The sequence below is a fragment of the Streptomyces sp. NPDC037290 genome (assembly GCF_055603245.1).
The window spans coordinates 18,670-40,941 of record NZ_JBVJVZ010000027.1 but is presented as its reverse complement, the minus strand read 5'-3'; the positions used below and the strand labels follow the sequence as shown (position 1 = coordinate 40,941).

General features: G+C 72.0%; 17 protein-coding genes and 1 pseudogene. 13 read left to right on the top strand and 5 right to left on the bottom strand.

The window, feature by feature from the left end:
- Nucleotides 1-118: 118 nt before the first annotated feature.
- Entirely contained in the window at nucleotides 119-1,402 is a 1,284-nt protein-coding gene (locus ACZ7HQ_RS39860) for an ArsB/NhaD family transporter (RefSeq protein WP_471000879.1), read from the bottom strand.
- 102 nt (nucleotides 1,403-1,504) lie between these two features.
- Between ACZ7HQ_RS39860 and ACZ7HQ_RS39855 the strand changes: the two genes are divergently transcribed.
- Both ACZ7HQ_RS39855 and ACZ7HQ_RS39850 read left to right on the top strand, forming a co-directional pair.
- Nucleotides 1,505-7,345, top strand: coding sequence for a WD40 domain-containing protein (locus ACZ7HQ_RS39855; protein ID WP_471000876.1), 5,841 nt, complete (start codon nucleotides 1,505-1,507; stop codon nucleotides 7,343-7,345).
- 61 nt (nucleotides 7,346-7,406) lie between these two features.
- Nucleotides 7,407-7,991: a hypothetical protein gene (locus tag ACZ7HQ_RS39850; RefSeq protein ID WP_471000873.1), complete on the top strand. Its 585-nt coding sequence runs from the start codon at nucleotides 7,407-7,409 to the stop codon at nucleotides 7,989-7,991.
- On the opposite strand, the gene ACZ7HQ_RS39845 is transcribed toward ACZ7HQ_RS39850, so the two are convergent.
- Nucleotides 7,954-8,313 carry a winged helix-turn-helix transcriptional regulator gene (locus ACZ7HQ_RS39845; protein ID WP_471000870.1) on the bottom strand — a complete coding sequence of 120 codons (360 nt, stop codon included), beginning with the start codon at nucleotides 8,311-8,313 and terminating at the stop codon, nucleotides 7,954-7,956. The genes ACZ7HQ_RS39850 and ACZ7HQ_RS39845 overlap by 38 nt on opposite strands.
- A gap of 71 nt (nucleotides 8,314-8,384) precedes the next feature.
- Here ACZ7HQ_RS39845 and ACZ7HQ_RS39840 point away from each other — a divergent pair, with 71 nt between their 5' ends.
- On the top strand, nucleotides 8,385-8,984 hold the full coding sequence (locus ACZ7HQ_RS39840) for an NADPH-dependent F420 reductase (RefSeq protein WP_471000868.1): 600 nt from the start codon (nucleotides 8,385-8,387) through the stop codon (nucleotides 8,982-8,984).
- Here ACZ7HQ_RS39840 and ACZ7HQ_RS39835 read toward each other — a convergent pair.
- On the bottom strand, nucleotides 8,981-9,667 hold the full coding sequence (locus tag ACZ7HQ_RS39835; RefSeq protein ID WP_471000865.1) for a glycerophosphodiester phosphodiesterase: 687 nt from the start codon (nucleotides 9,665-9,667) through the stop codon (nucleotides 8,981-8,983). The two genes, ACZ7HQ_RS39840 and ACZ7HQ_RS39835, sit on opposite strands and share 4 nt — an antisense overlap.
- Nucleotides 9,668-9,696: 29 nt before the next feature.
- Nucleotides 9,697-10,843 (bottom strand): annotated as a pseudogene (locus ACZ7HQ_RS39830) (adenosine deaminase).
- Nucleotides 10,844-11,014: 171 nt separating this feature from the next.
- Between ACZ7HQ_RS39830 and ACZ7HQ_RS39825 the strand changes: the two are divergent.
- Nucleotides 11,015-11,737, top strand: coding sequence for a DUF4190 domain-containing protein (locus tag ACZ7HQ_RS39825; RefSeq protein WP_471000861.1), 723 nt, complete (start codon nucleotides 11,015-11,017; stop codon nucleotides 11,735-11,737).
- A gap of 106 nt (nucleotides 11,738-11,843) precedes the next feature.
- Nucleotides 11,844-12,296, top strand: a complete 453-nt coding sequence (locus tag ACZ7HQ_RS39820) for a DUF4190 domain-containing protein (RefSeq protein WP_471000859.1) — start codon at nucleotides 11,844-11,846, stop codon at nucleotides 12,294-12,296.
- A gap of 35 nt (nucleotides 12,297-12,331) precedes the next feature.
- Here the strand turns inward: ACZ7HQ_RS39820 and ACZ7HQ_RS39815 are convergent, their stop codons facing one another.
- Nucleotides 12,332-12,895: an NADAR family protein gene (locus ACZ7HQ_RS39815; protein WP_471000856.1), complete on the bottom strand. Its 564-nt coding sequence runs from the start codon at nucleotides 12,893-12,895 to the stop codon at nucleotides 12,332-12,334.
- Nucleotides 12,896-13,105: 210 nt separating this feature from the next.
- Between ACZ7HQ_RS39815 and ACZ7HQ_RS39810 the strand changes: the two genes are divergently transcribed.
- From ACZ7HQ_RS39810 to ACZ7HQ_RS39775, 8 genes are all read left to right on the top strand, one after another.
- Nucleotides 13,106-14,641 (top strand): gamma-aminobutyraldehyde dehydrogenase, encoded by a 1,536-nt coding sequence (locus ACZ7HQ_RS39810; RefSeq protein WP_471000853.1) that lies wholly within the window; start codon nucleotides 13,106-13,108, stop codon nucleotides 14,639-14,641.
- A gap of 52 nt (nucleotides 14,642-14,693) precedes the next feature.
- Nucleotides 14,694-15,941, top strand: a complete 1,248-nt coding sequence (locus tag ACZ7HQ_RS39805; RefSeq protein ID WP_471000850.1) for an ABC transporter substrate-binding protein — start codon at nucleotides 14,694-14,696, stop codon at nucleotides 15,939-15,941.
- Nucleotides 15,938-17,098 carry an ABC transporter ATP-binding protein gene (locus tag ACZ7HQ_RS39800; protein WP_471000847.1) on the top strand — a complete coding sequence of 387 codons (1,161 nt, stop codon included), beginning with the start codon at nucleotides 15,938-15,940 and terminating at the stop codon, nucleotides 17,096-17,098. The genes ACZ7HQ_RS39805 and ACZ7HQ_RS39800 overlap by 4 nt, the downstream gene beginning before the upstream one ends.
- Nucleotides 17,098-18,027: an ABC transporter permease gene (locus tag ACZ7HQ_RS39795; RefSeq protein WP_471000844.1), complete on the top strand. Its 930-nt coding sequence runs from the start codon at nucleotides 17,098-17,100 to the stop codon at nucleotides 18,025-18,027. The genes ACZ7HQ_RS39800 and ACZ7HQ_RS39795 overlap by 1 nt, the downstream gene beginning before the upstream one ends.
- Nucleotides 18,028-18,828: an ABC transporter permease gene (locus ACZ7HQ_RS39790; protein ID WP_471000841.1), complete on the top strand. Its 801-nt coding sequence runs from the start codon at nucleotides 18,028-18,030 to the stop codon at nucleotides 18,826-18,828.
- Nucleotides 18,829-18,850: 22 nt separating this feature from the next.
- Complete coding sequence (locus ACZ7HQ_RS39785; RefSeq protein ID WP_471000838.1) at nucleotides 18,851-20,281, top strand: NAD(P)/FAD-dependent oxidoreductase; 1,431 nt, start codon at nucleotides 18,851-18,853, stop codon at nucleotides 20,279-20,281.
- A 126-nt stretch (nucleotides 20,282-20,407) separates the two neighbouring features.
- Nucleotides 20,408-20,866 carry a hypothetical protein gene (locus tag ACZ7HQ_RS39780; protein WP_471000835.1) on the top strand — a complete coding sequence of 153 codons (459 nt, stop codon included), beginning with the start codon at nucleotides 20,408-20,410 and terminating at the stop codon, nucleotides 20,864-20,866.
- A gap of 85 nt (nucleotides 20,867-20,951) precedes the next feature.
- On the top strand, nucleotides 20,952-22,241 hold the full coding sequence (locus ACZ7HQ_RS39775; RefSeq protein ID WP_471000832.1) for a carbohydrate binding domain-containing protein: 1,290 nt from the start codon (nucleotides 20,952-20,954) through the stop codon (nucleotides 22,239-22,241).
- Nucleotides 22,242-22,272: the final 31 nt, after the last annotated feature.

The following is a 22,272-nucleotide window of genomic DNA, read 5'->3' as shown; positions in this document are numbered from 1 at the left end:
CTGGCCACGGACGTGGCAGCCGCGCGTCGTCCGCTGTGGCAGACCGTCTCCCCCATGCGACGGAGGTCCCGTCCCCCGAGGGAGGAGCCGAGTGGCGGCGCCTCGCCGGACAGGAGTACTAGCGCCCCAGCGCCAGCACGCTCACCGAGGCCGCCACCGCCGCCGTCGCCAGTACCGCGCCCGTGCCCATCAGGCGCGCCACCGGCACGCGCACCCCGTACGCGTGGCAGCGCTCGTACCACAGGAGCGTGGCCAGGGACGCCCACGGGGTGATCACCGGGCCGGCGTTGGTGCCGACCAGCAGGGCGAGGAGCTGGTCGTGGTTGCCCAGGGGGACGGCCGCCTCTCCGGCCAGGTACACCGGGAGGTTGTTGAGGGCGTTGGACAGGCCGCCGCCCACCGCCGCCGCGCGGAACAGGCCGAGCGTGCCGCCGTCCTGCCCGACCGCCGAAGCCAGCAGATCGTGCAGCCCGTGCGCGTCGAACGTCTCGACCACCAGGAACATGCCGGGCACCATCACCAGCAGCCGCCAGGGGACGAGCGACAGCCGGAGCGCGGACCGGTCGCGTCCCGCGAAGGCGGCCACGGCGACGAGCGCGGCCGTCGCGGAGGCCATCCACAGCGGGACGTCGGCCACCAGAATGGCCAGCAGAAAGCCGGCGCACGCGAGCGCGCAGGCGCGGAAGAGCACCGGATCGGCGGGCCGGTGCACGGCCGGCGGCACATAGCGGTCGGCGGCGTCCACCCGTACGTCGTCGGCGCGCGCCGCGCCCGGCCCCGACACCGGTACGGCGGCCATCAGGCCGGAACCGTCCACCACCGGCTCCCCACGCCTGCCCCGGCGCCAGAAGAACAGCCACAAACAAGCCATCGTCACGGCCAGCGCGGCGAGCTGCGGTGCCCACATCCGGGCCGCCAGGCCCAGCGGGGACAGCGCGACCCGGTTGGCGGCGAGCAGGTTCGTCAGGTTGGACACCGGCAGCAGCAGGCTCGCCGTGTTGGCGAGCCACACCGTCGTCATCGCCAGCGGCACCGGCGCGATGCCCACCCGGGACGCGAGCGCCAGCATCACCGGAGTGAGCAGGACCGCCGTCGTGTCCAGGTTCAGGGCGATCGTGGTGACCGAGGCGAAGGCCACGCACAGCAGGAACAGCAGCGGATAACTGCCCCGTCCGGCCCGCGCCACCCGCGCCGCCACCACGTCGAACACCTCGGCGCGGCTGGTCAGTTCGGCCAGCACGATGACCGTGCCCAGGAAGGCCAGCAGCGGGGCGACGCGGGTCATCGCGCCGGACGCGGCAGCGGTGGGCAGCAAACCCGTGGCCACGCAGAGCAGTCCGGCCACCAGCAGGGCGATCGCCACCCGGTCGAGGACATGCAGACGCAGCAATGAGGCTCGCACGGTTGGAAGGGTCGCACGTTTGTGCCCCGCTGTGACCGGTGCGCAGTCGAACGCCTGGAAACCACCGGTGTCGCCCTGTCTTCTCACGGCATCATTGAATACATGGTGGCTCGTCAGATCACCCCGGGGGACACCGGGCCATTGGACTTCTTCATCAGTTACTCGCCGGCCGACGAACGCTGGGCGTCCTGGATCGCCTGGACCCTGGAGGAGGCCGGATACCGTACGGTCCTGCAGGCCTGGGACTTCGTACCGGGCACGAACTTCGTCGACTTCATGGACCGGGGCGTCAGTGAGTCCGCCGCCGTCATCGCCGTACTCTCGCGCAACTACGAACGCTCCCGGTACGGGCGGATGGAGTGGCAGGCCGCGCTGCGCGCCGACCCGGACGCGCCGGAGCGGCGGCTGATCACCGTGCGGGTCGAGGACATCCCGGTGGAGGGGCTGCTGGCCACCATCACCTATGTGGACCTGGTGCCGGTCGCCGATCCGGCGGCGGCCCGGGACCTGCTGCTCGCCCGGGTCCGGCAGGCCCTCGACGGGCGGGCCCGGCCCAGCCTGGCGCCCGGTTACCCAGGGGCGCACGGGCATCCCGTACCGCCTGCCGCGACCTCCCCGGGGCCCGGGCGGCCGCTCGGCGGGCCCGGGTGGGCGGGGCGGCGCAGACCCGCCGCGCCGCCGTCGTATCCGCGGGCGTCCGCAGCGGCGGGCCAGCAGGAGTCGGTCACCGTGCTCCAGCTGGCCGGGCCCGCCTTCGGCCGCGGGCAGGACCCCGCCGAGTTGCAGGCGGCCATCTGGGGCGACCTGGTCGAGCTGGCGGATGCCGGGGCGCCGTCCCCGGACCTGCTGGTGGTCACCGGCGACCTGACCGCCTCCGGCAGCCGGCGCGAGTTCGAGCAGGCCCTCGCCTTCCTCACCGGGCTGCGGGCGCTGCTCGGGCTCGAACCGCACCGGGTCGCCCTCGTCCCGGGCGGCCAGGACGTCAACCAGGCGGCCTGCCGGGCCTACTTCAGCACCTGTGAGGCCGACGAGATGCCGCCCCGGCCGCCGTACTGGCCCAAGTGGCGGCATTTCGCAAGGCTGTTCCAGGAGCTGTACCAGGGGCTCGACGTCGTCTTCGACAGCGATCAGCCGTGGACCCTCTTTCCCGTGCCGGAGCTGCACACCGTCGTCGCGGGGCTGAACTCCTCGATGGCCTACAGCCACCGGCGTGACGACCAGTACGGGATGGTCGGGGGTGAGCAGGCCGCCTGGTTCGCGCAGGCGCTGCGGCCGCACGAGACCGAGGGATGGCTGAGGATCGGCGTCGTACGCCACGCGCCCGGTGCCGTACGCCCGGCCGCCCCCGGCGTGCGGCGCGCCGGTACGGCCGCGCTGGACGGCGCCGGGCCGCTGCGCGACACCGACGTACTGACCCGGCTGACCGCTCCCCGGCTGCACCTGCTGCTGCACGGCCCGACCGGCCCCGGTGCGCCGCCCGTCCTCACCACCGCCTCCGGTGAGGTGCCGGTGATCGGCGCCGTCGGGCCCGGCCGGCACCAGCTGCTGCGGGTCGGCCGGGACGGAGTGGCCGTCTGGGACGGGCCGCAGGAGCCGCAGCGGCGGCCGGTCCGGTGGCACCGGGCCCACCGCGCCCTCGGCCCGGAAGGGGCCACGCCCGGCACCGACCCCGCGCCCTCCGCCGGCCGCGCCGGCGCCCCGGAGCCCGAGCCGGAGCCGCGCGCCCTGACCAGCCCGGTGGAGATCCTGCTCGCCCGGGTCGCCGAGGTCTGCCGCACCCGCCACGAGGGCGCCCAGATCCGTCAGGTCGACGGGCCGCTGCCGCAACTGCTCGTCACCTGGACCCAGTCCGGCTTCGTGCGGCAGCAGCGCGTCGCCGTGCACACCGGCACCCCGACCGAGCAGGACGTCGACCGGTTCGTGGCTTTCGTGCACGCCGCCGACGCGGAGACCGAGGCCGAACTCGTCCACGACGGGCCGCCGCCCGCCCGCGAGCTGCGCGACGCGGCCCGCCGCCGGGGTGTCCGGGTGCGCAGCTTCACCGAGTTCCAGGGCCTGCTGGACCTGCGCGGCTATGTCGCCGCGCAGAGCGAGCGGCTGCGCACCGACCCGCGCTATCCCTCGGGCATGTACCTGCCGCAGCGGTACCGGGAGGGGGAACGCCTCGACGCCGAGGACCGTGACGGGCTCGTCGACGAGATGCTCCGGCTGCTCGACTCCGACCAGGGGCGCTTCCTGCTGCTGCTCGGCGACTTCGGGCACGGCAAGACCTTCGCGCTGCGCGAGCTCGCCCGCCGCGTCCCCACCGAACTCCCGCACCTGGTCCCGCTGCTGGTCGAACTGAACGCGCTGGACCGGGCGTACTCCTTCGAGGGCCTCGTCGCCGCCCACCTCGCCGCCCACGGGGTCGACAACATCGACCTGCGGGCCTTCAGGTACATGCTCCAGCAGGGCCGGATCGTGCTGCTCTTCGACGGCTTCGACGAACTCGTCAACCAGGTCACCTACGACCGCGCCGCCGAACGCCTGCAGGTGCTGCTGGACTCCGCCGTGGACAGCGCCAAGATCGTGGTCTCCAGCCGCACCCAGCACTTCCGTTCCCAGGGCCAGGTGCTCACCGCGCTCGGCGAACGCGTCGGGCTGCTCCCGCACCGCCGGGTCCTCGCCGTCCAGGAGTTCACCCCGCAGCAGATCCGCGCCTACCTGGTCAACCGCTACCACGGCGACGAACGCGTCGCCGACCACCGGCTGGCGCTGCTCGACGCCATCCCCGACCTGCTCGCCCTGTGCCGCAACCCCCGGCTCCTGGGCTTCGTCGCCGACCTCGACGACGACCGGCTGCGCGCGGTCGCCGGCGCCGGGCGCGCCCTCAGCCCCGCCGGACTGTACGAGGAGGTCCTCACCGCCTGGCTGGGCTTCGAGGCGGAGCGCGGCAGCGGCAGTCCCGGCCGGGCGCCGGGACTCTCCGTGGACCAGTTGTGGGACGCGGTCACCGCGCTCGCCCTGCGGCTGTGGGAGAGCGGACAGGACTCACTGCGCCTGGACGAGCTGACCGACGTCGCCGAGACCCTGACCGGGCTCGCGGACGCCCGCCTCTCGGTGCCGCAGACCGCGCACGCCATCGGCTCCGGCAGCCTGCTGGTGCGCAGCGACGACGGTGTGTTCCGGTTCATCCACGGCTCGGTGGTGGAGTGGCTCGTCGCCCGGGAGTGCGCCCACGGGCTCACCGGCGGCGACAGCACCCTGCTCGGCCGGCGCCAACTCAGCCAGCTGGCCGTGGAGTTCCTGTGCGACCTCGCCGACCACCGGGTCTGCCAGGCGTGGGCCGAGCGCGAGCTGTCCGGCACCGTGCAGGACGCCTCCCTGGACGCCGGTCACGCCAACGCCGTGAAGATCCTCAGCCGGCTCCGCGTGCCCGCCCACACCGATCTGCGCGGCGCCGCCCTGGCCGGGGAGGACCTGTCCCACCGTGACTTCTCCGGCGTCGACCTCACCCGCGCCGACCTCACCGACGCCCGGCTGGTCGGGGCCAACCTCTCCGGGGCGGTCCTGCGCGGCGCCCGGCTGACCGGCGCACGGCTCGACGGTGCCGATCTGACGGGCGCCGACCTGCGGGGCGCCGACCTCAGGCGGGCCCGGCTGATCGGCACCGACCTGACCGGCGCCCGGGTGGACGGCGGCCGGTGGCGGCGGGCGGCGCTGATCTCGGCGGCCATCGGGCCGCTGGCCGGCCGGCCCGAGCTCGCCACCGCGGCGATCGCGCCCGGCATGGCCGTCGACTCCGGCTTCCGGCCCTCCGCGGTCGGCGTGCCGTACGGCTTCGACATGCGCACCAGCCGGCTGCCCGAACCCATCTCCTACAGCCCCGACGGCGAACTGCTCGCCGTGGGCAGCGAGGACGGCGGGGTCCTGGTCTGCGACGCGGCTACCGGCATCCCCCTGCGCACCCTGCAGGGCCACACCGGCCGGGTGTACGCCGTCAAGTTCCGCGGCCGGGTCCTGGCCACCGGCAGCTCCGACGGAACCGTACGCCTGTGGGACCCGGTCTCCGGTCGCTGCGCACACCGGCTGGAGATCCACCCGGACGGCGTGTGGCCGGTCGTCCTCAACGCCGAGGGCACCCGCATGGTCACCGGCGACGCCGACGGCGTGGTCACCGTCTGGGACCCGGCCTCGGGCACCCCGCTGCACCGGCTGCCCGGCCACACGGCGCCCGTCTACACCGTGGCGTTCGGGCCGGGCGACACCTCGCTGGTCACCGGGGACGCCGCCGGCGCCGTACGCCTGTGGGACCTGGACACCGGCCGGCAGAGCGGCGAACTGGCGGGCCACCAGGGCGCGGTGTACCGGGCGCGGTTCAGCCCGGACGGCACCCTGCTGGCCGTCACCGGCCGCGGCGACGACCGTCCGGGCGGCACGGTCCGGCTGTGGGACGTCGCCACGGGGAGCCTGCGGCACGAGTTCACCGGACACTCCGGGCGTGTCTACACCCTGGACTTCCATCCCGGCGGCGCCCTGCTGGTCAGCGGTGACACCGAGGGGGAGGTGCGGCTGTGGGACCTGGCCAGCGGGCGCTCCGCCGGGCTGCTCGGCGGCTGCCGAGGGGCCGTGTACCAGGTGCTGTTCGACCCCGACGGGACCCTGCTCGCCGCCGGGGACAGCGCCGGGGTGGTCCGGCTGTGGCGGATCGACCCGGGGGCCGACCCGGTCGCGGCCCCGCTCAACCGGCAGCCGCCCGAGCACCGCGGCTCGGTGTGGGTGTGCAAGTTCCGCCCGCACGGCGACACGCCCGCCCAGGGCCCCGGCACACTGCTGGTGACCGGCGGCAACGACGGTGTCGTACGGCTGTGGGAGCCGGCCACCGGCCAGGGCCGGCGCATTCTGCGCGGCCACGGACGGCGCATCGGCACCCTGTCCTTCAGCGCCGACGGCTCGATGCTCGCGGCGGGCGGCAACGACGGTGTCGTCCGGGTGTGGCTGTCCGCCTCCGGCCGGCGGCTGCGCGAACTGACCGGCCAGAGCGACCGCCTGGTGTCGGCGGCGTTCGGCCCCTCCGGATCCCTGCTGGCCACCGCGAGCAGCGACGGCGACGTCTACCTGTGGAACGCGGCCACCGGTGAGTACCAGCGCGAACTGGACGTCGAGACCGACCACGTGTGGGCGGAGGCGTTCAGCGCCGACGGCGAACTCCTCGCCACCGCCAACGACGACGACACGGTACGGCTGTGGTACCGGGCCACCGGAGCGCACGTCGCCACCATCCGCGAGCACTACGGGCGGGTCCGCGCGATCGCCTTCCGGCGCGACGGCGCGGTCCTCGCCACCGGCTGCGACGACCGCAAGGTGCGCGTCTGGGACGTGGAGGACCGCCGGATCACCACCGAACTCGACGGCCACACCGACCGGGTGTACGCCGTCTCCTTCGCGCCGGACGGCTCCTGGCTGGCCAGCGCCTCCTGGGACGGTACGGCGGTGATCTGGAAGGACGGCGAGATCGGCCACCGGCTGACGGGCCACACCGGCAAGCTCTGGACGGCGGCGGTCCACCCCTCGCGCCCCCTGCTGGCGACGGCGGGCGACGACCGCACGGTCCGCCTGTGGAACCCCGGCACCGGTGCGGAGACGGCGGTGCTGACGGGCCACACCGGCCGGATCCTCGCCGTGGCCTTCAGCCCCGACGGCTCGCTGCTGGCCAGCGGCGGCGAGGACGGCACGGTACGGCTGTGGAACGTCCCCGCCGACGCCCCGGCGACCCTGCGGGTCACCCTGGTCGGCATGCCCGGCGGCTGGGCGGCCCTCGCGCCGTCCGGCGGCTACAAGTACGAGGGTGACGTCACCGGCGAGTTCTGGCACGCGGTCGGCATGTGCCGGTTCGAGCCGGGCGAGCTGGACGGGCAGCTGCCGGGGGTGTGGCAGGTGCCGCTGGACGACCGGCTGGGGTGAGGGGGGCGACCGGAGGCGCGGTGCTTTTGAACGCGTTCAAATATGGGCGTACGCTGCTGTCATGAGCGACAGAGCCGCCCTGCTCAAGGGCATTCGCGCCTGGTTGGTCCTGTTCGTCGTGTGCCTCGTGCTGAGCGGGGCCACGGCCTTCCCGCTGGTGCACGAACTGCGCTGGACCGCCGACGCGTTGCGGGCCCTGTCCGTGCCGGAGCACCTTCCAGGGCTCATGGCCTGGATCACGCGGGTGCGGGACGGCCTCGACACCGCCGACGCCGACTACCCGTTCCTGCTCTACGGCACCGACTGGCTGGCCTTCGCCCACCTCGTCATCGCGGTCGCCTTCTACGGCCCGTACCGCGACCCCGTCCGCAACATCTGGGTCGTCGAGTTCGGGATGATCGCCTGCGCCGGGATCATCCCGCTCGCCCTGATCTGCGGCCCGATCCGCGGGATCCCCTTCTGCTGGAGCCTGGTCGACATGTCCTTCGGGGTCGTCGGAGTCGTCCCGCTGTACGTCGTACGGAAGAAGATCAAGCGACTGGAGGCGTTGGTCCAGGGGCACGCCACCGGCTCCGGTCAGGGCGCGAGGCCGGCGCGGCGACGGTGGCTCAGCGCTCGCGCGTGTAGCGGTCCTGGGCGGCCATGACCTCGTCGCCGTGCTCGAACGCCCAGGCGCGGAAGGCGTCGATCGGCCCCAGCAAGGTCCGCCCCAGCGCGGTGAGTCCGTACTCCACCCGGGGCGGCGAGCCGCCGTGGGCCCGCCGCTCCACCAGGCCGTTGAACTCCAGCCGGCGCAGCGTCTCGGTCAGTACCTTCTGGCTGATCCCGCCGATGTGCTCGCGCAGCGCGCCCGGCCGGCGGGGGCCGTCCCTGAGCGCCCACAGCACCACCGCGTTCCAGGTGTTGGCGAGCAGGTCGAAGGCGAGGCGGGCCCGGCAGTCGGCGAGGAAGGCGTGGTCGTCGGTCACGTACCGAATGGTGCCCGAACGCCCTCCTACTGTCGTGTCCGTATCCAACCGGCTCGCAGAAGGGGGCAGTTGTGCGCATAGGGATTCTCGGCACCGGTGCGATGGCGGACGCGCTGGGCGGGCAGTGGCGGCGGGCCGGCCACCAGGTGGTCGCGGGCAGCCGCTCGCACGGCGATGTGCGGGCGGCCGTGGAGCACGGCACCGACGCGGTGCTGCTGGCCGTGCCGTACACGGCGGCCGTGGACGTGCTGACCGAGCTCCGGCCGGCCCTGCGCGGGCGGGTGCTGATCGACTGCACCAATCCCGTGGGCGGCCCGGACTTCCGGCTGCTCACGGCCGGCGGCCCGGCGGCGGCCGAGCGTGTCACCGCCGCCGCGCCCGGAGCCCGCGTGGTCAAGGGGTTCAACCTCTGCCACGAGAGCGTCTGGCGCCTGACCCCACCGGCCTTCGCCGGCCGCCCGCTCGCCGTCCCGCTCTGCGGTGACGACGAGGACGCGCTCGCGGTCGTACGGCGGCTGTTGCGGGACCTGGGCTGTGAGCCGCTGCACGCCGGCGGACTCCACCGGGCCGCACTGCTGGAGGCGACGGCGGCACTGCTGATCGGGCTGTGGGCGGGGGAGGGCGCGGACGCCCAGGCGATCGCGCCCCCGCTGGAGTTCGCCGGGGTCTAGCTGCCGTTGCGCAGGGCGTGCAGGACGTCGACCCGGTTCGTGGTGATCGAGTCGGCGCCCAGGTCCAGCAGGCGGCTCATCGAGCGGCGGGTGTCCGGGGTCCAGGCGGACAGCAGGTAGCCGTCGTGGTGGACGCGGGCCGCCAGCTCCCGGCTGACCAGGGAGAAGCGGTAGTTGAGCCAGCGCGGGCGGACCACGTCCAGCAGTGCGGGCCGGGGCGGGGCGAGGGTCGTCCAGGTCAGGGCGATCTCGGCGGCCGGGTCGGCGGCGCGGACGGTGAGCATCGCCTCGGCGCCCGCGCAGTAGTAGACGCGCTCCTCGGCCCCGCTCTGCCGGACCACGTCCATGACCCGGTCCACCATCCGCCGGTCGGGCCGCCCGCACAGGTCCACCATCACCCGGCAGTCGCCGGTCGCGGCCAACGCCTCCGCGAGCGTCGGCACACCGCCCGCCGTGAGCCCGCGAACCTCCTCGGCGGACAGCGCGCCGAGCGGCCGGTCGAGTTCCCACAGCCGTCCGAGCGTCGCGTCGTGCAGCAGCACGGGGACGCCGTCGCGGGTGAGCCGTACGTCGATCTCGACCGCGTCCGCGCCCCGGTCGAGCGCGGAACGCAGCGAGTCGACGGTGTTCTCGCGGAAGCGGTAGGGGTCGCCGCGGTGGGCCACGGCGGTCACGGTCTGCATGGCCCCCATTGTGACCGTCACGGCAGACGTCAGGAGGCGAGCCAGGTGCTGGTGTACGTGTCGATCTCCGCCGCGATCCGGGCCTTGCCGCCGGCGTCCAGGAAGGAGGCCTCCACCGCGTTCTTGGCGAGGTCGGCCAGGCCCCGCTCGTCCAGGCCGAGCAGCCGGGCGGCCACCGCGTACTCGTTGTTCAGGTCGGTGCCGAACATCGGCGGGTCGTCGGAGTTGATCGTGACCAGCACCCCGGCCCGCGTGAACTCCTTGAGGGGGTGCTCGTCGAGGGTGCGGACCGCGCGGGTGGCGATGTTGGAGGTCGGGCAGACCTCCAGCGGGATGCGGTGCTCGGCGAGATGGGCGAGCAGCTCGGGATCCTGCGCCGAGCTCGTGCCGTGCCCGATGCGCTCCGCGCGCAGCTCGGTCAGGGCGTCCCACACGGTCTCCGGGCCGGTCGTCTCACCGGCGTGCGGCACGGAGTGCAGACCCGCGGCGATGGCCCGGTCGAAGTACGGCTTGAACTGCGGCCGGGGTACGCCGATCTCGGGCCCGCCGAGCCCGAACGACACCAGCCCCTCCGGCCGGATCCGGTCGTCGGTGGCCAGCCGGGCGGTCTGCTCGGCGGACTCCAGGCCCGCCTCGCCCGGAATGTCGAAGCACCAGCGCAGCACGGTCCCGAACTCGGCCTCGGCCGCCTTGCGGGCGTCCTCGATCGCGGCCATGAACGCCAGCTCGTCGATGCCGCGCCGGGTGGAGGAGAAGGGGGTGACGGTCAGCTCGGCGTAGCGCACCTGCTGCCGGGCCAGGTCACGCGCCACCTCGTACGTCAGCAGCCGGATGTCCTCCGGGGTGCGGATCAGATCGACGACCGACAGGTACACGTCGATGAAGTGGGCGAAGTCGGTGAAGGTGAAGAAGTCGACCAGGGCCTCGGGGTCGGTGGGGACCTTGGAGTCGGGGTGGCGGGCGGCCAGCTCCGAGACGATGCGCGGGGAGGCGGAGCCGACGTGGTGGACGTGCAGTTCGGCCTTGGGCAGCCCGGCGATGAAGGCCCGCAGGTCGCGGTCGGCGGTGCCGGCGGCGGGTACGGAGCTGCTGTCGGTCATGGGGTCCTCCCCGGGAAGGGCGCCGGCGGCCCGGTGCGGGCGAGGCGCGGGTGATCGGCTGATCGATGCCACGCACGACATCGTAGGCGGGCGGCGGATACCGCCCGGTCGGCGCAGGGGGCCGACCACTGCGAGCACCGTGGCCCCCCGCTCGCCGCCCGCTCGGTGGCCCCGGTGGGACCGGGCCGTGGCGGTGTGGAGGCGAGGTCGTAGCATGGCGGGACGAACGACCGAGGGGGACATGCCCGTGAGTGACGGAGCGCAGCCGAGCGGAGCCTCGGGGGGCGACTACAACCCGTGGGCGCCGCCCGAGCACCGGCCTTCGCTGGAGAAGAATCCGCCCGGGGCGGCGGCTCAACCGCCCGTGCAGCCGCCGTCCGTGCACGACCAGGCGACCATGACCTCCCTGCCAAGCGACGGCTTCGCACCGCCCGCCTCTACTCCCGGCTTCGCACCGTCGGCCGCCGCCCCCGGGTTCGGACTGCCGGGCACGGCCCCGGTGGGCGGCGAGGCGGTTCCGCCGCCGCCGATCGCTCCCTCGGGCCCCGGCATACCCGCAGCACCGCCCGTGTCCGGCGGCTACGGCTACCCCGGTTACCCCGCGGGCTACGGCTGGCCCGGCATGCCGATGGCCCCGCAGAACGGCATGGGCACCGCGGCGATGGTGCTCGGCATCCTCTCCCTGTGCCTGTTCTGCCTGTACGGCGTGGTCTCGGTGGTGCTCGGCATCCTCGCGGTGGTCTTCGGCATCAAGGGCCGCAGGCGGGCCGAGTCCGGCGAGGCCACCAACCGCGGCCAGGCCCAGGCGGGCCTGATCATGGGCATCATCGGCATCGTGCTCGGGATCGCCGTGATCGTCCTGCTCGCGATCGGCATCACCGCCGCCATCCATGACGGCAGGACGCACTCCGACCCGTACGACGACAGCTCCGCCCGCACCGTCTCGGTGACGGTGGCCGCCGACCGCTGAACTCCGCCAGGTCGTGCCCGACCGGCACCTTCCGGCCGGAACCCGCCTCTTCCCTTCCGTACGGCCATTACGATGCCTTGATCGTCAACGGAGGGGAACCCGCGTCATGTCACACCTCAACCCAGAATCTGGTGGTTTCGGCCCGCCGGCCCCGCAGCAGGCACCGGGATACGGATACCCGCAGCAGCCCGGGCCCGGTTACGGCCACCCCCAGCCGGCTCCGTCCTACCCGGCCGGGCCGCCGGTGGGCTACCCGCAGGCTCCCGGCTACACGATGCCGATGCAGCCGAGCAACGGCATGGGCACCACGGGACTGGTGCTGGGCATCATCGGCGTGGTCTGCAGCGTCACCGTTTTCATGGAAATCCTCGGGATGATCCTGGGCATCCTGGCGATCATCTTCGGTGCCATCGGCCGGGGCAAGGCCAACCGGGGTGAGGCCACCAACAAGGGCGCGGCGACCGCCGGCCTGGTCTGCGGCATCATCGCCACCGTGCTCCTGCCGCTGCTGGTCTTCTTGTTCTTCGCCAGCATCTTCAGCACCAGCAGCACCTTCTGACCCGAGGATCCTGGGGCCCCGACGGACCGGGGCCCTCAGGCCCCGGATCCCGCCAGCCGCTCCCGCGCCTCCATCAGCGCGAACCCCAGCAGATTCGGCCCCCGCCACCGCTCCGGGTCCGAGGCCGCCTCGTCGTCCGCGGCGAGGCCGATGCCCCATATACGGTCCAGCGGGCTCGCCTCCACCAGCACCCGGTCGCCCGTGCCCAGCAGGAACACGCGCAGATCGTCGTCCGAGGCGAACTTGTGCACGCTGCCCTCGACCACGAGCCCGAAGCGCTCCCGCTCCCACACCTCCTCGTCGAAGTCCCGGACCAGCCGTCCCGCCTTCTTCGCCTGCGCGGGATGCTCCGCGGCCAGCACCCGGCGCTCCGCCTCCGCGTCCCCGAACAGCCGTGCCTTGCCGGCCATCATCCAGTGCTCGGCCGTCGCGTAGCTGACCCCGTCCACCACGAACGGTGACGGCCACCACTGGCTCAGACAGCTCGCGCCGATCCTGCCGTCCGGGCGCGGCCGGTGCCCCCAGAAGTGCAGATACTTGATCCGGGCCCCTGCCCGGACCTCTCTGATCAGGGCTTCCGCCCCGTCGATCTTCCCCATGCACGCGAGTCTGGCACGCACCACTGACACTCCGTCCGGCCTTTTCCCTTCGGACTCGACACCTGGTCGACAGATTCCGTCGCGTAACCAAAAGGCAACAACGGAATCACTTGTTGGAGTGCACTCCCTCTGTCAGGATCGGCACTCAAATCGAGCTGGAGCTACGCCACCCGCCCCCCCGGGACGGGGCGAACGGCGGAGGAGAGCGACATGCACAAGCCGGGCACCGCCACCCCGGAACGATTTCCCGCCGAGGAGCGATTCGCCGACGGCGCGCAGTTCATCGCCGGCCGGCTGACCAAGGGCACGTCCGGACGGACCCACGCCGTGGTCGACCCCGCCACCGGCGAGGAGGTGTACACCTACGAGCTGGCCGGCACCGACGACGTCGACGCCGCCGTCGCCGCCGCACGCGCGGCCTTCGGGGGCTGGTCCTCGGCCACCCCGGGCGAGCGCTCCGACGCCCTGCACCGCTTCGCCGCCGTGCTCGCCGACCGTGCCGAGGACTTCGCCCGCGCCGAGTCGCTGCAGTGCGGCAAGCCGCTCAAGCTGACCCGCGAGTTCGACGTGCCGGGGACCATCGACAACACCGCCTTCTTCGCGGGCGCCGCCCGGCACCTGCAGGGGCAGTCCGCCGGCGAGTACTCCGGCGACCACACCTCCTACGTCCGCCGCGAGCCGATCGGCGTCGTCGGGTCGATCGCGCCCTGGAACTACCCCCTGCAGATGGCCGCCTGGAAGATCCTCCCGGCGGTCGCCGCCGGCAACACCATCGTGCTGAAGCCGGCCGAGCTGACCCCGCTCACCTCGCTGCTCTTCGCCCGGGCCGCCACCGATGCCGGCATCCCGGACGGTGTGATCAACATCGTCACCGGGACCGGGAAGGAGGCCGGGGAGCACCTGGTCGGCCACCCCGACGTCGCCATGACCTCCTTCACCGGGTCCACCGCCGTCGGCAGGCGCGTCGCCGAGGTCGCCACCGCCACCGTCAAACGGCTGCACCTGGAACTCGGCGGCAAGGCGCCCTTCGTCGTCTTCGACGACGCCGATCTGGAGGCCGCCGTCAACGGGGCCGTCGCCGGTGCGCTGATCAACACCGGGCAGGACTGCACGGCCGCCACACGCGCGTACGTGCAGAGGCCCCTCTACGACGCCTTCGTGGAGCGGACGGCCGCCCTGATGGAGACCGTGCGGCTCGGGGACCCGTTCGCCGCCGGTACCGACCTCGGGCCGCTCATCTCGCACGTCCAGCGGGACCGGGTCGCCGGCTTCGTGGACCGTGCGCGTGCCTACGCACGCGTGGTGACCGGCGGCGAGGCACCGAAGGGTGCCCTGGAGAACGGCGCCTACTACCGGCCGACCCTGATCGCCGACGCCGCCCAGGACAGCGAGATCGTCCAGTCCGAGATCTTCGGTCCGGTGCTGGTCGTCCTGCCCTTCGACAGTGATGATGAGGGCATCCGGCTGGCGAACGACACGCCGTACGGTCTTGCCGCCTCCGCCTGGAGCAGGGACGTGTACCGGGCGAACCGCGCCACCCGCGAGATCAAGGCGGGCTGCGTGTGGATCAACGACCACATCCCGATCATCAGTGAGATGCCGCACGGCGGCTACAAGGCCTCCGGCTTCGGCAAGGACATGTCGGCGTACTCCTTCGAGGAGTACACGCAGGTCAAGCACGTAATGTTCGACAACACCGCGGTGGCCGCAAAGGACTGGCACCGCACCATCTTCGGGGACCGCTAGCCACGACCCGGCCAGTGACCAGGCCGATCCCTCCCGAAAGGGCACCACGCGCATGGAGCAGTACGAGCCCGACCGCCTGACCCCGGCCGAAGCGGCCGCCATGCGGCGCAGTCTGCGCGACGGCCGCGCGGCCATGACCCGCCGGTCGTGGCTGCGCGCCTCCGCGGGCGGCGCGCTCGCGGTCGGCGGCCTCGGGGCGCTGAGCGCCTGCGGCATCCCCGCGGCGACCAAGACGCAGGGCGGCGTGTCCGCCGACGACCACTCGGCCAAGGAGAAGGTCGTCAACTTCTCCAACTGGCCCGAGTACATCGACGTGGACGACAAGACCAAGCGCCACCCCTCGCTCGACGCGTTCGCGAAGCGGACCGGCATCCAGGTCAAGTACACCGAGGACATCAACGACAACGACGAGTTCTTCGGCAAGATCCAGCCGGAGCTCGCCGCGGGCCAGGACACCGGGCGCGACCTCATCGTCCTCACCGACTGGCTGGCCGCCCGGATGATCCGGCTCGGGTACGTCCAGAAACTGGACGCGTCCAACCTGCCGAACGCCTTCGCCCACCTGTCGGACCAGTTCCGCGACCCCGACTGGGACCCCGGCCGCGCCTACTCGTACCCCTGGCAGGGCATCTCCACCGTCATCGCCTACAACAAGAAGGCGCTCGACGGCATCGAGGTGAAGTCGGTCTCCGACCTGCTCGACAACCCCAGGCTCAAGGGCCGGGTCGGCTTCCTGACCGAGATGCGCGACAGCATCGGCATGACCATGCTCGACATGGGCAAGGACCCGGCGAAGTTCACCGACGACGACTTCGACGCGGTGATCGCCCGTCTGCAGAAGGCCGTCGACCAGGGCCAGATCCGCCGCTTCACCGGCAACGACTACACCTCGGACCTCACCAAGGGCGACTTCGCCGCGTGCATAGCGTGGGGCGGCGACATCGTGCAGCTCCAGGCGGACAACCCGGACGTCGGCTACGTCATCCCCGACAGCGGCTACATGACGTCGACCGACAACATGCTGATCCCCAACAGGGCGCGCCACAAGACGAACGCCGAGCGGCTCATCGACTTCTTCTACGAGCCCCAGCCGGCCGCCGAGCTGGCCGCGTACATCAACTACGTGAGCCCCGTCGCCGAAGTGAAGCCCTACCTTGCGAAGATCGACAAATCGGCGGCGTCCAACCCGCTGATCATTCCCGACAAGGCCATGCAGGCGAGGTCCCACGCCTTCCGCGCGCTGACGCAGAAGGAAGAGACGGCCTACCAGCAGAAGTTCTCCAAGCTCACAGGGGCGTGACGACGATGACGACACCAGACAACAGCGGCGACGTCCGCCTCTCCGGTATCAGCAAGACGTACGACAACGGCTTCACCGCCGTACAGCCGCTGGACCTGACCGTGCCGCAGGGCTCCTTCTTCGCCCTGCTCGGCGCGTCCGGCTGCGGCAAGACCACCACCCTGCGCATGATCGCCGGACTGGAGGAACCTTCCTCCGGCACCGTGCGCCTCGGCGACCAGGACGTCACCCACCTGCCGCCGTACAAGCGGCCGGTCAACACGGTCTTCCAGTCCTACGCCCTCTTCCCGCACCTCGACATCTTCGAGAACGTCGCCTTCGGCCTGCGCCGGCGCGGCATCAAGAGCGTGAAGAAGCAGGTCGAGGACATGCTGGAGCTGGTCCAGCTCGGCGAGCAGGCGCGCAAGAAACCGCACCAGCTCTCCGGCGGCCAGCAGCAGCGCGTCGCCGTCGCCCGCGCGCTGATCAACCACCCGAAGGTGCTCCTCCTCGACGAGCCGCTCGGCGCCCTCGACCTCAAACTGCGCCGCCAGATGCAGCTGGAGCTCAAGCGCATCCAGACCGAGGTCGGCATCACCTTCGTCCACGTCACGCACGACCAGGAGGAGGCCATGACCATGGCCGACACGGTCGCCGTGATGAACGCGGGCCGCGTCGAACAGCTCGGCTCGCCGACCGACCTGTACGAGAACCCGCAGACGACGTTCGTCGCGAACTTCCTCGGCACCTCCAACCTCATCGAGGCCGAGGTCGACACGAAGAACGGCGACGACATCGTGCTCAGGGCGGCCGGCGGCAAGCTGGTGCTGCCCGAGGCGCGATGTTCCGCCCCCGCGACGGCCGGCGGCAAGGTGCTGGTCGGCATCCGCCCCGAGAAGATCTCCCTCACGCACGCCGACGACGCGGGGGACATCCCGGCGGGCCGCAACCGCCTCACCGGCAAGATCGCCGACGCCAGCTTCATCGGCGTGTCCACCCAGTACGTGATCGACAGCCCCATCTGCGACGAGCTCTCGGTGTACGTCCAGAACGTCGAGCGCGACGGCCGGCTGGTGCCCGGCGCCGACGTCGTCCTGCACTGGAGCCCGGCGCACACCTTCGGCCTGGACGCCGCCCAGGACATCGACGCGGGCACCGAGGAAGAGGCGGCCGCCTGATGTCGACGCTCACCGAGGCGCCCCCGCCTCTCGCCCCCACCGCACCGGAGAAGAAGCCCCCGCGCAAACGCGGCCGGTTCACCCCGTACTGGCTGCTGCTGCCCGGCCTGCTGTGGCTGGTGATCTTCTTCGCGCTGCCGATGATCTACCAGGCCTCCACCTCCGTGCAGACGGGCTCCCTGGAGGAGGGCTACAAGGTCACCTGGCACTTCGTGACCTACTGGGACGCCCTGTCCGAGTACTGGCCGCAGTTCCTGCGCTCGGTCTTCTACGCCGCCGCCGCGACCGTGCTGTGCCTGCTGCTCGGCTACCCGCTGGCGTACCTGATCGCCTTCCGCGCGGGCCGCTGGCGGAACCTGATCATGATCCTGGTGATCGCGCCGTTCTTCACCAGCTTCCTGATCCGCACCCTGGCCTGGAAGACGATCCTCGCCGACAACGGCCCGGTCGTGCACACCCTGAACTCGCTGCACCTCCTGGACCTCACCAACTGGCTCGGCTGGACGGCCGGAGACCGGGTGCTCGCCACACCACTGGCCGTCGTCTGCGGCCTGACGTACAACTTCCTCCCGTTCATGATCCTTCCGCTGTACACCTCGCTGGAGCGGATCGACGGGCGGCTGCACGAGGCGGCCGGCGACCTGTACGCCAAGCCCTGGACCACCTTCCGCAAGGTCACCTTCCCGCTGTCGATGCCGGGCGTGGTCTCCGGCACCCTGCTGACCTTCATCCCGGCGGCCGGTGACTACGTCAACGCCGAACTCCTCGGCTCCACCGACACCCGCATGATCGGCAACGTCATCCAGACGCAGTTCCTGCGGATCCTGGACTACCCGACCGCCGCGGCCCTGTCCTTCATCCTCATGGCCGCCATCCTGGCCATGGTCACGATCTACATCCGCCGGTCCGGGACGGAGGACCTGGTCTAAATGCCCGTCGTCACCTGGCTCAAGCGCCGTCTCGTCGTCATCGCGGGACTCCTGACGCTCGCGTACCTGTTGCTGCCGAACGTCATCGTCACGGTGTTCTCCTTCAACAAGCCGAAGGGACGCTTCAACTACGAGTGGCAGCAGTTCTCGCTGGACGCCTGGAAGCAGCCGTGCGGCGTCGCCGACATGTGCGGCTCACTGTCCATCAGCCTCCAGATCGCCGTCTGGGCGACGATCGGCGCCACGGTCCTCGGCACGATGATCGCCTTCGCGCTGGTCCGCTACCGCTTCCGCGCCCGCGGCGCCGTCAACTCGCTGATCTTCCTGCCGATGGCGATGCCCGAGGTCGTCATGGCCGCCTCGCTGCTCACCCTGTTCCTCAACATGGGCGCACAGCTGGGCTTCTACACGATCCTGATCGCGCACATCATGTTCTGCCTCAGCTTCGTCGTCACCGCGGTCAAGGCGCGCGTGATGTCGATGGACCCGCGCCTTGAAGAGGCCGCCCGGGACCTGTACGCCGGCCCCGTGCAGACGTTCCTGCGGGTCACCCTGCCCATCGCGGCACCGGGCATCGCCGCGGGCGCGCTGCTGTCGTTCGCTCTGTCCTTCGACGACTTCATCATCACCAACTTCAACGCCGGCTCGACCGTCACCTTCCCGATGTTCGTGTGGGGTTCGGCGCAGCGCGGCACGCCCGTCCAGATCAACGTCATCGGCACGGCCATGTTCCTGGTCGCCGTGCTCTTCGTCCTGACCTCGATGGTCATCAGCAATCGCCGTAACAAGCAAAAGGCGTAAGCCCCTGTAGGGAGTTGAAATCATGGCCCCAAGCGCCATGAGCCGTGGCAAAGACAACTGGATCTCCTCTCTCTCCGAAGCCCAGCCGGTCCCGTACTGGCTGGAAGACCCCGGCAAGCCGCCCGCCGAGCCCGCCCTCACCGGCACCGACACCTGCGACCTGCTGGTCGTCGGCGGCGGCTACAGCGGACTGTGGGCCGCGCTGAACGCCAAGGAGCGCGACCCGCAGCGTGATGTGGTCCTGCTGGAAGGCCGCGAGGTGGGCTGGGCCGCCTCCGGCCGCAACGGCGGCTTCTGCGCCGCCTCCCTCACCCACGGCCTGCCCAACGGCCTGACCCGCTGGCCCGACGAGATCCAGAAGCTGGAGGAACTGGGCCGGCGCAACCTCGACGAGATCGAGGCCGCGGTCGCCCGGCACGGCATCGACTGCGACTTCGAGCGCACCGGCGAGATCGACGTCGCCACCGAGACCTACCAGGCGTGGGAACTGCGCGACTGGCACCGGGAGCTGGAGGAGAAGGGGCTCGCCGACGGCATCGAGTTCCTGGACGCCGACGCCGTGCGCGAGCAGGTCAACTCGCCCACCTTCGAGGCCGGCCTCTGGGACCGCCGGGGCGTGGCGATGCTGCACCCGGCCAAGCTCGCCTGGGGCCTGAAGAAGGCGTGCCTGAAACTCGGCGTGCGGGTGTACGAGCACACGCCCGCGCTGACGTTGAGGCAGTACGGCGCCGGGATGGCCGTACGCACCCCGTACGGCGCGGTCCGCGCCCGCAGGGTCGCCCTCGGCACCAACATCTTCCCGAACCTGCTGCGCCGCGTGCGCTCCTACACCGTCCCGGTCTACGACTACGCGCTGATGACCGAGCCGCTGAACGCCGACCAGCTGGCCTCGATCGGCTGGAAGAACAGACAGGGCCTCGGGGACAGCGCCAACCAGTTCCACTACTTCCGGCTGTCCGCCGACAACCGGATCCTGTGGGGCGGCTACGACGCCATCCACCACTACGGCGGCCGGGTGCGCGCCGAGTACGACGACCGGCCGGAGACGTACGCCAAGCTCGCGGGCCACTTCTTCACCTGTTTCCCGCAGCTGGAGGGCGTCCGGTTCACCCACGCCTGGGGCGGCGCGATCGACACCTGCTCGCGCTTCTCGGCGTTCTTCGGCACCGCGCACCAGGGGAAGGTCGCGTACGCGGCCGGCTACACCGGCCTGGGCGTGGGCGCCACGCGCTTCGGCGCGGACGTGATGCTGGACCTGCTGGACGGGGAGCGCACCGAGCGGACCGAGCTGGAGATGGTCCGCAAGAAGCCGCTGCCGTTCCCGCCCGAGCCGTTCGCCTGGACCGGGATCGCGCTCACCAAGTGGTCCCTGGCCCGCGCGGACGCGCACGGCGGCCGGCGCAACCTGTGGCTGCGGGCCATGGACCGGCTGGGGCTGGGCTTCGACAGCTGAAGGCTGTGTGATTCAGGTCACTTGAAAGGGGGTGCGGAACCCGCGTAATGCCCCCGGAAGGCCTCCCTCTCTCCTCCTGACGCGACCGCACAAGGACGGTCCGGCGAGAGAAAGGGAGGCCTTCTCATGGCTGGGGCGAAGACGGCCGTCGAGTGGCTGGCATCCGTCGCACCGGACCCCGAGGCCTGCCGCTGGGAATGGGAGCGCAACCCCCTCGGGATCACGCTGCTTCCCGCCGGCAGGGCCTGGGACGTGCTGATCCTGCCGGGTGACCTCGGCTATCCGACCCTGGACGTGCTCAGCCGGGTCCTCGACCAGCCCGGCCCGGTGCTCGCCGACTTCGGTGACAACCGGGTCGGGTTCTTCGTGCCGCCGGGCACCGCGGCCCGCTGGCTCGGCACCGGCATCCGTACCGCGGGATGCGGAACCTGGATCGTGGTGCCGCATCCCGGCCGGGCGACCAGGGACGTCCGCTGGCTGGTGCCGCCGGACGGCTCGGGCACGCTGACCGACCCGGCGCTGCTGGAACTGGCGATGCACGAGGCGGCGGCCGGGCCGGCCCGGGGCGGGGAGGGCGGTGGCTGAGGCCCGCCCACCTTGACAACAGGATTGGTCTGGACCAAGTTGAGTGCGCTCCACCCCTCCAACTCCCCTGACACCGGAGGCCCTTGTGGACCGCGTCCGAACCCGGCGCAGCGCCGGCCGCCGCAGACCCCTCCTCGCCCTGCTCACGGCCGCCCTGCTGGCCGTGCCCGGCATCACCGCGCTCTCGTCGGCCGCCCGTGCGGCCGACACGGACCTCGCGACGAACGGCGGCTTCGAGTCCGGCCTGACCGGCTGGACCTGCACCGCCGGTAGCGGCACCACCGTGAACACGCCCGTACACAGCGGGAGTTCCGCGCTGCGGGCGACACCGGCCGGCGGCGACAACGCCCAGTGCACGCAGACGGTGACCGTCCAGCCCCACGCGCAGTACTCCCTGTCGGCCTACGTCCGCGGCTCGTACGTCTACCTCGGCGCGAGCGGCACCGGCACCACCGACGTCTCCACCTGGACCCGGTCCGCCCCCGACTGGCAGAAACTGACCACCACCTTCACCACCGGCGCCGGCACGACGCAGGTGACCATCCACACGCACGGCTGGTACGGCACCGGCGCCTACTACGCCGACGACATCACCCTGGTCGGCCCGGGCGCCGGCAGCACCGGGCAGGTGCCCGCCGCGCCCACCGGACTGAGGACCACCGCCGTCACCTCGTCCTCCGTGGCCCTGTCCTGGTCTGCGGTGAGCGGCGCCACGAACTACACCGTCTACCGGGACGGGACCACGTCGCAGACGGTGAGCGGCACTTCGGCCACCGTCGCCGGACTGTCCGCCTCGACGGCGTACAGCTTCCAGGTCACCGCCGGCAACGACGCCGGCGAGTCCGCGAAGTCGGCGGCCGTGACGGCGACGACCGGCGCGGGCGGCGGCACCGGGGGCGGCTCGGCCGGCCTGCCCGCCCACGCCCTCGTCGGCTATCTGCACGCGAGCTTCGCCAACGGCTCCGGCTACACCCGCCTCGCCGACGTACCCGACAGCTGGGACGTCATCGACCTGGCCTTCGGCGAGCCCACCTCGGCCACCTCCGGGGACATCCGCTTCAACCGCTGCCCGGTCACCGAGTGCCCGAACGTGGAGAGTGACGCCGGCTTCAAGGCCGCGATCAAGGCCAGGCAGGCGGCCGGCAAGAAGGTGCTGATCTCCATCGGCGGCCAGAACGGCCAGGTCCAGCTGACCACGACCGCGGCCCGGGACGCCTTCGTCTCCTCCGTCTCGGACATCATCGACACATGGGGCCTCGACGGCCTGGACGTCGACTTCGAGGGCCACTCGCTGTCCCTCGACACGAACGACACGGACTTCAAGAACCCCACCACGCCGGTGATCGTGAACCTGATCTCGGCGCTGAAGACCTGAAGGCCAGGTACGGCTCCCGGTTCGTCCTGAC

Bases quoted from the DNA above. Each gene is read 5' to 3' on its own strand.
- ACZ7HQ_RS39855 (WP_471000876.1), top strand. From the start codon at position 1,505: ATGGTGGCTCGTCAGATCACCCCGGGGGACACCGGGCCATTGGACTTC.
- ACZ7HQ_RS39850 (WP_471000873.1), top strand. From the start codon at position 7,407: ATGAGCGACAGAGCCGCCCTGCTCAAGGGCATTCGCGCCTGGTTGGTC.
- ACZ7HQ_RS39835 (WP_471000865.1), bottom strand. From the start codon at position 9,667: ATGCAGACCGTGACCGCCGTGGCCCACCGCGGCGACCCCTACCGCTTC.
- ACZ7HQ_RS39820 (WP_471000859.1), top strand. From the start codon at position 11,844: ATGTCACACCTCAACCCAGAATCTGGTGGTTTCGGCCCGCCGGCCCCG.
- ACZ7HQ_RS39815 (WP_471000856.1), bottom strand. From the start codon at position 12,895: ATGGGGAAGATCGACGGGGCGGAAGCCCTGATCAGAGAGGTCCGGGCA.
- ACZ7HQ_RS39810 (WP_471000853.1), top strand. From the start codon at position 13,106: ATGCACAAGCCGGGCACCGCCACCCCGGAACGATTTCCCGCCGAGGAG.
- ACZ7HQ_RS39805 (WP_471000850.1), top strand. From the start codon at position 14,694: ATGGAGCAGTACGAGCCCGACCGCCTGACCCCGGCCGAAGCGGCCGCC.
- ACZ7HQ_RS39795 (WP_471000844.1), top strand. From the start codon at position 17,098: ATGTCGACGCTCACCGAGGCGCCCCCGCCTCTCGCCCCCACCGCACCG.
- ACZ7HQ_RS39790 (WP_471000841.1), top strand. From the start codon at position 18,028: ATGCCCGTCGTCACCTGGCTCAAGCGCCGTCTCGTCGTCATCGCGGGA.
- ACZ7HQ_RS39785 (WP_471000838.1), top strand. From the start codon at position 18,851: ATGGCCCCAAGCGCCATGAGCCGTGGCAAAGACAACTGGATCTCCTCT.
- ACZ7HQ_RS39780 (WP_471000835.1), top strand. From the start codon at position 20,408: ATGGCTGGGGCGAAGACGGCCGTCGAGTGGCTGGCATCCGTCGCACCG.